Raw genomic sequence first — 12,869 nt, forward strand, 5'->3', positions numbered from 1 at the left:
GCGAAGGGGGGAGGGGCGGCGCGCTTATGCGCTCCGGGTAGGCTCTGCGCGGCCGAGTATAATCATTCCGCATGGAAACTTCCAGCGGACTGGTGCGTGTTAGCGACAGTTCAGAATCTTCCGACGCCGGCGGAAGGGGAGACGCGGCGGGCAGGGCGCCCGCCGCTCGAGGTGGTCAAGGTTGCTGTTTGTCTTGCTTGCCCTGTTGCTGATTACTTAATCCTCCTTGCTGGCTGTTGCCCGGATTCGCCTGCCCGCGCTGGGAGCTACCCTGGGCCGGGGTACCGCCCGGCTGGCCGGCGTTGGCCGATTGCAGGTTGCCCGAGTCGGCGAGGTCGGGCGATCCGATGCCGCGATCGCGGCCGCCGTCGTTGAGGTTGCCAGCGGTGCCGGTCCTGCCGGCGCTGCTGGTGCCTACGCCGCTGAGTTCATCATGGTTGCGGCCTTTGGTGCCTTTGCCTTTGTATTCCTGGTTACTGGGCATATGCGCTCCTATTCCRTGCCGAAGCCTCCATGGTAGGCCGCCCACGGCGGCGGACAATCGGAAAACAGGCGGACGGTGCGTAGGATCACTCGGACATGACATTGACAAACCTGCCAGGGCATGGCGCAATCCAGGGTCGGACGAAATCGATGAGCAGTAGCGGGACAGGCAAGGGACGAGGTGCTGGACGCGGTTCGGGCAGGGCCACGCTGGAGCAGGTGGCGGTGCGCGCCGGGGTCTCGACGATGGACGCTTCGCGCGCCATCGGCCAGCCGGAACTGGTGCCCTCGCTGACCACGGTCGAAACCCCGCGCTACCAGGTCGGCTACCGCGCGGCGTCGCTGCTGCTGGACGTCATCGCGGGCAAGACGCCGCCGGCGCGCCGCATCGACCTCGGCTTTACCCTGCGCGAACGCGAGAGCGCCTGAATGAGGGTCCGGAGTCCGTATTGCTGAAACACTGTTTCGCAGGGACGACGGTAACGCGCCGCCTACGCCGCCGCCACCGCCTCCGCCAACGGAAAACGCAGCGTAAAAGTACAACCCATCCCCGCACCAGCGCTGCGCGCATCCACGCTGCCGCCGTGCAGCGCGGTGAGCTCCTTCACCAGCGCGAGCCCGAGCCCGAGTCCACCCTGTGACCGGTCGATCGCGGTCGGTCCCTGCACCAGCACGTCGAAGATGGTCGGCAGGACCTCGGCGGCGATGCCGACCCCGGTATCGGCCACTTCGATCACGGCTTGCGTCCCGGCGGCGCGGGCGCGCACCGCGATGCTGCCGCCGGCCGGCGTGTACTTGATCGCGTTATGCAGCAGGTTGTCGAAGATCTGCTCGAGGCGGGTCGGGTCGGCGTCGATCCACAGCGCGCCGGCTTCGACCTTCCAGACGTGGGCGCCGGCATCGGCCAGTTCGCGCGTCGCGCAGCACTGGCGCAGCAGGGCGCCGGCATCGATGCGCGAGCGTTTGAGTGTCACCTTGCCGGACAGGATGCCGCGCACGTCGAGCAGGTCGTCGACGATGCGGGTCAGGTGGCGCACCTGGCGCCGGCCGATCTCGCGCGCGTGGGCGGCCAGCGCCGGCTTCACGCCCGGCAGGTCGAGCACCTGCAGCGCGCCGGCGATCGCCGCCAGCGGGTTGCGCAGCTCGTGGCTCAGCATGGCGAGGAAGGCGTCCTTGGCATGGCTCTGGCCCTCGGCCTCGCGCCGCGCCTCCTGTTCGCTGCGCAGCAGGGCTTCGCGCTCGTCCTGCAGCTGCTGGCGGGCGCCGCGTTCGCGTGCGAGGTCGTCGCTGGTGCGGCGCAGGCCGTCGAGCAGGGTGTCGACTTCGACGACCCGGGTCGGCGCACCGGCCGGTTCGGCGCCGCCGGCCAGGGCCTGGGCCGCCGCGTGGGCCTGGTCCAGCGATACCGACAGCCGCTTGGCGAGGAACACGGCGATGCCGATCGCCAGTCCCATCACGCCCAGCAGGGCCAGGGCCGCGTACAGGGTGGCGGTGCGCGCCGGTCCCTCGATCTCGGGCGCCGGCACCCCGATCGCGAGGGTCCAGCCGGACAGCGGCGCGCGGGTGTAGACGCTGTAGACGTCGACGCCGTCGTGGGTGGTGTGGCGCAGGATGCCGTTCGGCTGGCGCCGCGAGGCCTGGTACAGCTCGGGGCGCACCGGCTTGCCGACCAGCTCTTCGGCGTTGCGGTTGCGGGCGATAGAGATGCCCCTGGCGTCGAAGATCGTGATCACCCAGTCGCGGCCGATGGCCGGGTCGTCGAAGACACGCGCAAAGTAGGCGGCATCGAAGATCTGGCTGACCACGTAGCGCTCGCCGAGCACGCGCGGCACCGGCACGTCGATCGAGACCGTGGGACGCTTCGCCAGGATGCCGAGAAAGTAACCGGAGACGCGGGTCTTCTGGGCCTCGTAGACATCGCCGACCCATTTCGCCTTGTAGTCCGGCAGCGGCGAGCCCCAGGGCACCAGGGTGTTCAGCCTGGGCGTGCCGTCGTAGTCCATCAGCAGGGTCCAGGACCAGGGCGTGCCGCGGTTCATGGCGCTGGCTTCGCGGTGCAGCTGGGCGAAGTCGGCGCGGCGCAGGGCCTCGGAGTTGACGATCCCGCGCAGCGAAGCGTCGGCGACGGCGATCTCGCGGTCGATCACGAGGGCGGTGGCGCGTCCGGTCTCCTGCACGCCGCGGATACGCGATGCCCGTTCCGAGTCCAGCAGCCGGCTCAGGCCCACCGAGGCGATCAGCACCACGGGCACCAGGATGGCCGCCGCCATCAGGATCAGGTAAGTACGGGCTTTCATCCGGCTTAAGAAATTGCTAAGAAGCTACATTGTACGTGCACTCCCGTGACCGTGCTCGGCATTTCACGCGCGCGTCCCGGCCCGGCGCTTTGGGATAGCATGAGGCCCGGCACTGACACATCTACCCGGGAGGACGGCATGGCGAAAGTACTGGTTCTGTATTACTCCACTTACGGCCACATCGAAAAGATGGCGGAGGCGGTGGCCGAAGGGGCGCGCGCGGCCGGCGCCACGGTGGCACTCAAGCGCGTGCCGGAGACGGTGCCCGAACACATCGCGCGGCCGGCGCACTTCAAGCTCGACCAGCAGGCGCCGATCGCCACCGTCGACGAGCTGCCGGACTACGACGCCATCGTCATCGGCGCGCCGACCCGCTACGGCCGCATGCCCTCGCAGATGGCGGCCTTCCTCGACCAGACCGGCGGCCTGTGGGCGCGCGGCGCCCTGCACGGCAAGGTCGGCGCGGCCTTCACCTCGAGCGCGACCCAGCACGGCGGCCAGGAGACCACCCAGTTCTCCATCATCACCAACCTGCTGCACCTCGGCATGGTGGTGGTCGGCCTGCCGTACAGCTTCGCCGGCCAGATGACCCTCGACGAGATCACCGGCTGCAGTCCCTACGGCGCCAGCACCATCGCGGGCGGACAAGGGCAGCGGCAGCCCAGCCAGCTGGAGCTGGACGGCGCGCGCTTCCAGGGGGATCTGGTGGCGAAGACGGCGGCGAAGTTGTTTGGGTGATCGCGAGACAGCGCGTTCACGGTTGCGCCCTCGTTTCGGTGCACATGCCGTGGCGCGAGATGACCCAGAACGGCATCAACGCGCTGCTCAACCTGTACTACGACATGAAGCGTCCGGTGACCCGCAAATTCCCGGTCAGCGTGAGCCTGCGCGCATCGCTGTCGGAGGCTGCCGGACGCCGACGCAAGGCCGCCTGGAAGCGCCGGGAGGGCGTTTTTTGACCCCGCACTGGAAGTCTGAGAAGGCGTCAATAGAGATAATGGTCGAGGCACCGGATTCCCTGGCGGCGGCTTCACGAAGGGCGGGCCTGTCCATGATGGCTGTGACGACGCGCGATAGATCCCGCCGTGCCGCAACGCCCCGCTGTGTTTTTTATGGGGCTTCGTGTAAGATATCGGCACCCATTGGGGAGTAGCCTGCTTCCGCGTCATGCGGAAGCGCCCGTATCAACATACTCGTCGCCGTTTGACTGCATTGTCGCGACGTGGTACGGGCAGCCGTCTCGGTTGGCAAGACCTTTGGCATTCCGCGTGCTCAGGCTGGGCCGTGCGGGTATGCCATCGTCTCTGCCCGGCCAGTGAGATATTCATGAATGTAGCCGCCACGCTAGCCATCGCGCTTGCCATGTCCACCGACGCCTTCGCCGTCGCCATCGGCAAGGGCGCAGCCCTGCATCGTCCCCACCTCAAGGAAGCACTGCGCACGGGCCTGATCTTCGGCGTGATCGAAGGCCTGACGCCTCTGGTCGGCTGGGCCATGGGGAAGGTGGCGGCCCCCTACGTCGAAGCCTGGGATCATTGGATCGCCTTCACCCTGCTGGGGGCGCTGGGGCTGCGCATGATCTACGCCAGCCTGAGCGCGGACGACAACGACGAGGAAAAGCCCAGCAGCCACTCTTTCTGGCTGCTGGCGATCACCGGTTTCGCCACCAGCATCGACGCCATGGTGGTCGGCGCCAGCCTCGCCTTCATCGACGCGAATATCGCCGCCACCGCCGGCGCGATCGGCCTGGCCACCTTCGTGATGGTGACCATCGGCGTGATGCTTGGGCGCGGCCTGGGTCACCTGGTCGGCAAGCGGGCGGAGCTGATCGGCGGTTTCGTGCTGATTGCGATCGGTGCGCTGATCCTGTACGAGCACCTGGGCGCGGGTTGATTCAGGCGCCGTGGCCGGCGCGCGACTTCATCAGGCCGCGGATCGACCGGTGGAAGTCCTTCAGCACCAGCGTACCCCACGGGTTGCCGTCGACCTTCAGGCGCGACTTGTTCACGAAGCAGGTGGTCTAGTTGGGGACTTCGCCGCCGACCTTTCCGACGACTTCCACGTGAATGCGGTGGAATGGGAGCCGCGCGAGATCCGCAGGTACCGCGACGGCATCCTCTACCACAGCGCGCCCCGACCTGGTCATGGGCGAGCGGGTGTTCGAGCAGCTTTCCGCAACCCATGCTGGTCGACTACGTGCGGGTCTACCGCCCTTCCGCTTCGGCGCCCTCCGGCACTGGCAGGTAACGCTCGCGGGCCTCGCGCGTGAGCTGGGCGATGGCGCGCAGGCAGTCGAGGGTGGGTGCGCCGGCGTTGGCATCCGCGCCCTTGGCGTACATGCGGGCCAGCCTGGTCGCGGCCTCGGCCGCGCCGGGAATCTGGTCGCGGAACAGCTTGATCAGGCCGACGACCGATTCGTGCACGGCGGCGTGCAAGGCGCGCGCGATGTGCGTGCCGCCGGGATCGATTGCCAGCGATTGGGCGATGGTCTGTTCGAACTGTGTTTCCGCGCGCTGGATGAGCATGCGGAGCTGTCCTGGTGTGAACTGGTGTCGCATGATGGTCTCGTCTTTCCTACTGGTCCGCCAGGCTCTGCCCGCGCTGCGGTTCCGGATACAACTCGGGCCGCATGCGCGCATGGAGCTTTCCCGGCCGCACCCGCAGCGGTGCGCGCGGCGTGTTGGAGCGGATCGGCGTCAAAGGTCCCTCGTAGGGAGGGGTGGTGTGGTCGATTTCGGTGGGTTCCGCACCACGGCCTTCGCCGGCCAGGAACTGGGCGATGGCGATCTTGACGATGGCACGGTTGCTGAGTTCGGCCGTGAGCCGCATCTTCCGGTTGTAGTACAGGAAAGTGGCGGTCATGCCGCCTGCGGTGACGATGTCGACCTTCTTCGGCAGGGAGAAGCCGTAGCGCCCGCTGGCCCACAGCTTGACGGCGCAGACGCCGGCGTCGGTTGAAGAAAAAGTAAAGTTCATGCAGGAATCGTAATCCTGCAGTCAGCCGCGCACGGAACGAAATTGTTCCAAACTATTACGAAGGGAACAGTTCTTTCCTGCGGTCAGCGTTTCAAGCTATCGCGCCGTCTTCAGCATCGAGGGATAACCGACATCTTCAGTGGCCTTCTTGAGGTCGGCCACGGTGGCCTGGGCGTCGTCGTAGACGATCACCGCTTCGCGCTTCGCATAGCTGACCTGGACCTTGCTCACGCCCGGCACCTTGGACAAGGACGCCTTGATGGTGATCGGGCAGGTGGCGCAATCCATGGTCGGCACGTTCAGCTTGACGGTCTGCTGCTTGGCCAGCGCGAAGGGCGCGGCGCCCAGCAGGACGATGAGGGAAACGGCGTTCAGCGTTTTCATGGTCGTGGTCTCAATAGAACAGGGGAGCGATCAGCGGGAAGCCCAGCAGCAGGGCGATGAACACGGCGCAGCCGGCGAATAGTTTGCGCATGGCCGGGCGGGTGGTGGCGCAGGCCGGGTCGTCGACCGCGCAGGCCGCGGCCGGCCGGAACAGCAGCCAGCCGGCCCAGCCGAGCGCGCCCAGGGTGAGCGCGATCGCGTACGGGGTCAACGGCTTCAGCGCCGTCAGGTGGACCATCCAGGCGCCGGTAATGCCGACCAGGACCAGCACCAGCGGCAGCACGCAGCAGGTGGAGGCCAGGATCGAGGCCAGCACGGCAAACGCCATGATGCCCCCGAGTTTGCGGTCGGTCGGTTGGCGCATCGTCGGCTCGCGGTCAGATCGCGCGCGCGGTGATGGTGTACGCGAAGCTGTCCGGCGCCAGCGAGTCGTAGGCCTCGCCATGGCTTTCGGCCTGCGGATACATCAGGAAGCCGACCTTGCCTGCGCTCGAGCCGGGCAGGCGCACGTCGTGGGCGAAGTTGTAGCCCATCCAGTTGCCTTCCCAGCCGCCGAACAGGGCCTGGCGAACCGGGGCGACCAGCGGGTGGTCCGGATCCTTGATCCAGTTCGGGGTTTCCTGGCGCATGACCTTGGCGACGTCGGCCGGATCCATCGCAACCCAGCCGTGCTGCTTCAGGTAGACCTCGGCGCGGCAGTGCTGGGCACCCTGCAGGGACGCCGGTTTGCCGCCCAGTTCGCGGTAGCCGAAGGCGCTCGGTGCGATGCGGATACCGTAGACGTCGCGTGCCGGCACGCCGGCGGCGCGGCACAGGCCGACGAACAGGCCGTTCAGGTCGGCGCACTTGCCGCCGAAGTTGCCGGTCTCCAGCATGGTCTTGATGTCGCCGGTGCCGCAGCCACGCACTTTCGGTTCGCGGAAGGTGTTCAGCACGATCCAGTCGTAGATGCGCTGGACCTTGTCTTCATCGGTCTTCGCGCCGGAGGTGATCTGCAGCGCGGTCTTTTTCACGATGCCGTCCAGCGGCATCAGGTCGGTCGGCTGCAGCCACAGTTTCAGGTCGTCCGCGGATTCGACGCCCGGGGTGCGGGTCTTCCAGTTCTCGGCGCGGTCGCGGGTCTGGATGCGCGAGACCACTTCCAGCCTGGGGGGGGCGGAGCCGTCGAATTCGGCCACCAGGAAGCGGGCGCCGTAGTGCGGGTCGTTGCCCACCTTCATGCTCTTGGCGTTGCCCGACCAGTTGTTCGACAGCGTGCGCTGCCAGTCGGTGTCGACCGAGGGCAGTGGAATCCAGACCGTCGACGGGCCGGAGGCTCGCTGCAGGTTCACGCGGGTGACCACTTCGTAGCTCTTCCAGTCGCCCGGACGCGGGTCGAAGTGGCGCTCCGCTTCGGCGGCGGCGGTCTGCGCCAGCAGGGTGCGCGGCAGGGCGCCGGCCAGCAGGACGCCGGTGGCGGCCTTGAGCAGGTGTCGGCGGTTCGTCGGTTTGCTGTCTTTCATGGTCGATTCTTCCTGTCTGGATGTCGTTGCTTATTGGCGTTGCTTATTGTCGTCGCTTATGCGTTGTTCCTGGTGCTCTTCATTCTGCCACGAGGGCGTCGATCGCCGCCTTCAGGCGGGTATCGCCGGCCCCGATCTCGCCCACGCTGCGCCAGCGTGCGCGGCCCTGGCGGTCGACCAGGATGGTGGTCGGCATCACGCCGGCGGTCCACTGCCGGAACATGTCGCCGGAGCGGTCGCGCAGCACCGGGTAGGCGAAGGGATGGGCGCCGGAGAAGCGCTCGATGGTGTCGAGCGGTTCCTTGTAGTTGACGCCCACCACGGCCACCTTGTCCGGATCCTGGCGCGCCAGCGCATTCAGCACCGGCAGCTCGTCCACGCAGGGACCGCACCAGCTGGCCCAGAAATTCACCACCACCACCTTGCCGCGCAACTGGCTCAGCAGCCATTCCTTGCCCTGCAGGTCGCTCAGGCGCAGGGCAGGTGTCGCCTGCCTGGCCGGCCAGGGCTTCAGCATGGCATCGGCGGCGCCTGCCGTGCCCGCCAGCAGGCATGCTGCAAGCGCGAGGAAACGGCGGATGGTCCTGGTCTGCATCGGCGTCGCTACGGCTGGGAGAAAGGGCGTCATGATACCAGACTGGCGCCTGCCGGGTTCTGCACCGATAATCGCGCTTTCGCTCATGAATATGGTGTCAAGATGAATAACTGGCTCTTCCTGGCGATCGCCATCCTTGCCGAAACCGTGGCCACCACGGCCCTGAAAGCCAGCGCCGGCTTTACCCGCGTGCTGCCTTCGGCGCTGGTGGTACTGGGTTATGGCATTGCCTTCTATATGCTGGCGCTGACCTTGCGTTCAATACCGCTGGGGGTGGCCTACGCGGTGTGGTCGGGGGTCGGGATCGTGCYGATTGCGTTGGCGGGCTGGTTGCTGTACGGGCAGCGGCTGGATGCCGGGGCGCTGGTGGGGATGGCGCTGATCGTGGCCGGGGTGCTGGTGATGAATCTGTTTTCGGAGACGGCTGGGCACTAGGCCTGCTGCAGGTGCCTGTCGTACCCGCGAAAGCGGGAACCCATACTGAGCGGGCACGGAACTTCAGCATGGATTCGCGCTTTCGCGGGAATGGCGGGTGCAGGCGGTGGCCGCCGCACTTGATCCTTGTTTTCAAACGTGCAACAGCTCGCCACCCACTGCGGTATTCTCTTCGGCAAAAATCAAGGAGACGTCATGCCCCACATCCGTTCCCTGTTTGCGCACCTGCACGCATTGCTGCTCGCGCTGCCCCTGCTGGCCGCCGCCGAATCCGCTCCCGCCACCCGCGCCTACCACAATCCCCTGACCGTACGCCTGGCCAGCGGCGAACTGGCCCAGAACTGCGCCGACCCGGCCGTGCTGCGCGACCCGCGGGCCGAGGCGCCCACCTGGTATCTGTACTGCACCAGCGACCCGGTCAGCAAGCGCGAGCGCGACCCGCAGGGCAAGGACGGCGGCTGGCATTTCCGCATGATCCCGATCTACCGCTCGACCGACCTGGTGCACTGGGATTTCGTCGCCGACGCTTTTTCCGACCGCCCGGCCGGACTGGCCGCGCCGACCTCCGGCCTGTGGGCGCCGGAGCCGGAATACTTGAACGGGCGCTACTACCTCTACTTCACCGTCACCGACGTGGTCGACGCGCACAGCCCCGAGAAGGGCTGCGAAAACGACAGCGCGATCGGCGTGGCGACCTCGGATTCGCCCGCCGGTCCATGGAAGGCGAGCACCACGCCGGTGGTGATGCCGCGCCGCGCCGGACCGGGCTGCAACTTCCACTGGACCTTCGATCCCAAGGTGATCGAAGACGGAGGGCGCAAATACCTCTACTACGGCAGCTATGGCGGCGGCATCTTCGTGACGCGGCTGAGCGACGACGGCCTGCGCGCCATCGGTGCGGCCACGATGGTCGGCGCGCCGGGCCGCTACGAGGGCGCCGAGGTCAAGCGCCACGACGGCTGGTGGTATCTGTTCGCATCAAGCACCGATTGCTGCAACGGCCCGCTGACCGGCTACGCCGTCTTCACCGGCCGCGCACGCACGCCGGAAGGCCCCTTCCTCGACCGCTACGGCAACGACATGGCCAAGGGACGCGCGGGCGGCACGCCGCTGCTGCTCCAGAACGGCAACCGCTGGGTCGGGGTCGGCCACAACACCGTGTTCACGGACGCCGCCGGCCAGTGGTGGACCATCTACCACGGCATCGACGTCAACGAGCCCTTCTTCAGCGCCAAGGACAAGCTGACCCGGCGCCTGGCGCTGCTGGACCGTATCGACTGGGTCGGCGGCTGGCCGGTGGCGGGTGGCGGACTGGCGCCGAGCGACCAGGCGATGGCGGCACCGATCGTGCTCGAGGGCGCGCGCGCCGAGGCGCATCCGCTGGCGGTGCAGGTGGCACCGCGTGTGCGCCCGCTGTGGCACGACGACTTCCGGGGCAAGGCCCTGAAACCGCGCTGGCACTGGCTGCGCCCGCGCGCCGACGGCGGCTGGTCGCTCGGCGGCAAAGGCTTGACGATGGCAACCCAGGACGCCGACCTCTACGTCGACCGCAACACCGCCAGCGTGCTGCAGGCGGCCCTGCCGGATGGCGACTACCGCGTCGAGGCGGAGATCCGCCTTGATGCGCCCGAGGACTGCTGCGCCACCGCGGTGCAGGCCGGCCTGGTGGTCATGCGCGACGACGACAACTATGTCAAGCTGGTCGAGATGGCGCGCGGAGGGCTGCGCCAGGTCGAGTTCGCGAAGGAAGTCGCGCCCGTCGAGCAGTACCAGCCGCGCTACGGGAATACCCTGGCCGGCACGCCGGGCCCCGCCACCTGGCTGCGTCTCGATGTCCACCGCACAGGGGGGCAGGAACGTTATATGGCTTATTCGAGCCAGGACGGGCGCACCTGGACCGGCGGCGGAACCTGGACGCACCGCCTCGGCAAGGACGCCCGCCTCGGGCTCGTCGCGATGGGCGGCGCCGGACGGCACGCCACCTTCGTGCGGGTCGCCGTCGGCAGCCTGTCGCCTTAAAAACACAGGGCGTGAAACCGTTTGTAACGGTGTTCGAAAGCGCTTGCTTTCATGGACGGCGGGTCATTAAATAGACTTCATAAGAACACCGAAGACCAGGAGTTCATCGTGGAATACCCCCGCCCCCAACTGCGGCGCGCCGCGTGGCGCAGCCTGGATGGCCCATGGCAGGCCATGCTCGACGACATGGCCGCCTGCGCCGACCCTCCCGAAGTGAACTGGGATCGCACCATCGTGGTGCCGTATCCGCCCGAGGCGCGCGCCAGCGGCGTCCACGACCGCGGCTACCGGCGCCGGGTCTGGTACAAGCGCCAGATCCAGCTCGACCCGTCGATGACACCGTCGCGCGAGGAACGCCTGATGCTGCACTTCGGCGCCGTCAACTACCGCGCCAGGGTGTGGGTGAACGGGCGTTTCGCGGTCGAGCACCGCGGCGGCCACAGCCCGTTCTCGATCGACGTCAGCCGCCACCTCGACGGTTCGCTGCTCGAGGTGGTGGTGCAGGCCGAGGACGATCCGCAGGACATGCACAAGGCGCGCGGCAAGATGGACTGGGAGCCGGAGCCGCACAAGATCTGGTATCCGCGCACCAGCGGCATCTGGCGCACGGTGTGGATCGAGAAGGTGCCGCGCGCCCACGTGAGCCAGCTGCGCTGGATCGCCGACGTCGCGTCCTGGCAGATCCGGCTCGATGCCGACATCGCCCACGTGCCCGACGGCGGCATCGCCAACGTGACCCTGCGCCTCGGCGACAAGCTGCTGGTGGCCGATCGCTGCCTGCTGACCGGGCCGCGCCTGTCGCGCATCTTCCAGCTGCCCGACCCCGGCATCGACGACGCCCGTGCGCTGTGGATGTGGAGTCCGGAAAGCCCGCAACTGATCGACGCCGAGATCGAGATCCGCTCGGCCGACGGCAACCTGATCGACAGCGTGCAGAGCTACACGGCGCTGCGCACGGTGAGCGTCGAGGGCGACCGCTTCGTCCTGAACAGCCGTCCGTATTTCCTGCGCATGGTGCTCGACCAGGGCTACTGGCCGGACAGCCTGATGGTGGCCTCCAGCGACCAGCTGCGCCACGACGTCCTGCTGATCAAGCGGCTGGGCTTCAACGGCGTGCGCAAGCACCAGAAGTCCGAGGACCCGCGCTGGCTCTACTGGTGCGACGTGCTGGGCCTGTGCGTGTGGGGCGAGATGCCCTCGGCCTACGGCTTCTCGAGCGCCACCGTRCACGGCGTGATGGAGGAGTGGAAGGAACTGGTCGAGCGCGACATCTCCCATCCCTGTATCGTGGCCTGGGTGCCGACCAACGAATCCTGGGGCGTGCCGGAGCTGATGAACGACCGCCGCCAGGTCGACTTCGTGCGCGCGCTCTACCACATGACCCGGGCGCTGGACGGCACCCGTCCGGTGGTCGGCAACGACGGCTGGGAGATGCCCTGCGGCGACCTGGTCTGCGTCCACGACTATGAGCAGGACCCGAAGGTGCTGGTCGAGCGCTACGGCAGCCGCGACGCCGTCGCCTACACCCTGCAGCACGTGCAGCCGGACCGCCGGCGCCTGGTCATCGACGGCTTCACCGGCGTCGGCAAGCCGCTCTTCCTGTCCGAATTCGGCGGCATCGCCGTCATGAAGAACCGCGAGGAGCCGGGCTGGGGCTATTCGGTGGCGAAGGACGGCAAGGAACTGCTGGCGCGCTACCAGCTCTTGATGGCCGCGATCCACGCCTGCCGCCCGCTGTCCGGCTTCTGCTATACCCAGCTGACCGATACCTTCCTCGAAAAGAACGGCCTGCTGAGCGAGGACAGGGTGCCGAAGGCGCCCGTGGACGCGCTGGCGGCGGCCACGCGCGGCCCTGACGCCCACCTGCACGACTGGCACCTCGACCCCCTCGGGCACGCGAAACGCTGGCTGGCTCGGCGCGGACCGGATTTCCCGATAGAATGGACGCGCGTCGGAGAAATTGCAGAAGTGATAGCCTATCCGGGCGAGCGCCAGGCCAGCGGCGGCGTATCGAACGGCAGCGGATCGAACGGTCCGGGGCCGGACGATCCACCGGCAACACCGCCGGCAGGAGCTGGGGGATTCGAGCGCCGGGGCCGTGGTGGCGCGGGAGCGCGGCCGCGGCGTCGGGTAGCCTGAAGGGCAGGCGAGGCAGGCGACGGCGCTACGGTCAAAACA

15 protein-coding genes and 1 riboswitch are annotated in these 12,869 nt (G+C 67.8%); of the genes, 7 read left to right on the plus strand and 8 right to left on the minus strand.

Annotation, left to right across the window (positions count from 1 at the left end; translation table 11 throughout):
• Nucleotides 1-175: 175 nt before the first annotated feature.
• Complete coding sequence (locus tag AC1DIX_RS02280; protein ID WP_442121521.1) at nt 176-484, minus strand: hypothetical protein; 309 nt, start codon at nt 482-484, stop codon at nt 176-178.
• A 149-nt stretch (nt 485-633) separates the two neighbouring features.
• Between AC1DIX_RS02280 and AC1DIX_RS02285 the strand changes: the two genes are divergently transcribed.
• Nucleotides 634-912 carry a substrate-binding domain-containing protein gene (locus AC1DIX_RS02285; protein WP_442121520.1) on the plus strand — a complete coding sequence of 93 codons (279 nt, stop codon included), beginning with the start codon at nt 634-636 and terminating at the stop codon, nt 910-912.
• Nucleotides 913-974: 62 nt separating this feature from the next.
• Here the strand turns inward: AC1DIX_RS02285 and AC1DIX_RS02290 are convergent, their stop codons facing one another.
• A complete protein-coding gene (locus tag AC1DIX_RS02290; RefSeq protein WP_477321688.1) occupies nt 975-2,780 on the minus strand; it encodes an ATP-binding protein in 1,806 nt (601 codons plus the stop codon).
• A 138-nt stretch (nt 2,781-2,918) separates the two neighbouring features.
• Here AC1DIX_RS02290 and wrbA point away from each other — a divergent pair, with 138 nt between their 5' ends.
• The 3 genes from wrbA to mntP all read left to right on the plus strand — a co-directional run bounded on the left by wrbA (nt 2,919) and on the right by mntP (nt 4,673).
• On the plus strand, nt 2,919-3,518 hold the full coding sequence (gene wrbA / locus AC1DIX_RS02295) for an NAD(P)H:quinone oxidoreductase (protein ID WP_477321690.1): 600 nt from the start codon (nt 2,919-2,921) through the stop codon (nt 3,516-3,518).
• On the plus strand, nt 3,515-3,739 hold the full coding sequence (locus tag AC1DIX_RS02300; RefSeq protein WP_477321692.1) for a hypothetical protein: 225 nt from the start codon (nt 3,515-3,517) through the stop codon (nt 3,737-3,739). The genes wrbA and AC1DIX_RS02300 overlap by 4 nt, the downstream gene beginning before the upstream one ends.
• Before the next feature lie 173 nt (nt 3,740-3,912).
• Nucleotides 3,913-4,097: riboswitch (yybP-ykoY riboswitch) on the plus strand.
• Between the two features lie 9 nt (nt 4,098-4,106).
• A complete protein-coding gene (mntP, locus tag AC1DIX_RS02305; RefSeq protein ID WP_477321694.1) occupies nt 4,107-4,673 on the plus strand; it encodes a manganese efflux pump MntP in 567 nt (188 codons plus the stop codon).
• Between the two features lie 311 nt (nt 4,674-4,984).
• Here mntP and AC1DIX_RS02310 read toward each other — a convergent pair whose 3' ends face one another.
• The 6 genes from AC1DIX_RS02310 to AC1DIX_RS02335 all read right to left on the minus strand — a co-directional run bounded on the left by AC1DIX_RS02310 (nt 4,985) and on the right by AC1DIX_RS02335 (nt 8,270).
• Complete coding sequence (locus AC1DIX_RS02310; protein WP_477321696.1) at nt 4,985-5,305, minus strand: hypothetical protein; 321 nt, start codon at nt 5,303-5,305, stop codon at nt 4,985-4,987.
• Nucleotides 5,306-5,354: 49 nt separating this feature from the next.
• Complete coding sequence (locus tag AC1DIX_RS02315) at nt 5,355-5,756, minus strand: hypothetical protein (protein ID WP_442121514.1); 402 nt, start codon at nt 5,754-5,756, stop codon at nt 5,355-5,357.
• Between the two features lie 96 nt (nt 5,757-5,852).
• Nucleotides 5,853-6,140, minus strand: coding sequence for a mercury resistance system periplasmic binding protein MerP (merP, locus tag AC1DIX_RS02320; RefSeq protein WP_442121513.1), 288 nt, complete (start codon nt 6,138-6,140; stop codon nt 5,853-5,855).
• 10 nt (nt 6,141-6,150) lie between these two features.
• On the minus strand, nt 6,151-6,504 hold the full coding sequence (locus AC1DIX_RS02325; RefSeq protein WP_477321698.1) for a mercuric transporter MerT family protein: 354 nt from the start codon (nt 6,502-6,504) through the stop codon (nt 6,151-6,153).
• Between the two features lie 13 nt (nt 6,505-6,517).
• Nucleotides 6,518-7,642, minus strand: coding sequence for a transglutaminase-like domain-containing protein (locus AC1DIX_RS02330; protein ID WP_477321700.1), 1,125 nt, complete (start codon nt 7,640-7,642; stop codon nt 6,518-6,520).
• 79 nt (nt 7,643-7,721) lie between these two features.
• Entirely contained in the window at nt 7,722-8,270 is a 549-nt protein-coding gene (locus AC1DIX_RS02335) for a TlpA family protein disulfide reductase (RefSeq protein ID WP_477321702.1), read from the minus strand.
• A 69-nt stretch (nt 8,271-8,339) separates the two neighbouring features.
• Here AC1DIX_RS02335 and AC1DIX_RS02340 point away from each other — a divergent pair, with 69 nt between their 5' ends.
• From AC1DIX_RS02340 to AC1DIX_RS02350, 3 genes are all read left to right on the plus strand, one after another.
• Nucleotides 8,340-8,672 (plus strand): DMT family transporter, encoded by a 333-nt coding sequence (locus AC1DIX_RS02340; RefSeq protein ID WP_477321705.1) that lies wholly within the window; start codon nt 8,340-8,342, stop codon nt 8,670-8,672.
• Nucleotides 8,673-8,867: 195 nt separating this feature from the next.
• Nucleotides 8,868-10,691, plus strand: a complete 1,824-nt coding sequence (locus tag AC1DIX_RS02345) for a family 43 glycosylhydrolase (protein ID WP_477321707.1) — start codon at nt 8,868-8,870, stop codon at nt 10,689-10,691.
• A gap of 108 nt (nt 10,692-10,799) precedes the next feature.
• Entirely contained in the window at nt 10,800-12,830 is a 2,031-nt protein-coding gene (locus tag AC1DIX_RS02350) for a glycoside hydrolase family 2 protein (protein WP_477321709.1), read from the plus strand.
• The last annotated feature ends 39 nt before the right edge of the window (nt 12,831-12,869 follow it).

This window comes from Massilia sp. 05N420, from assembly GCF_056397205.1.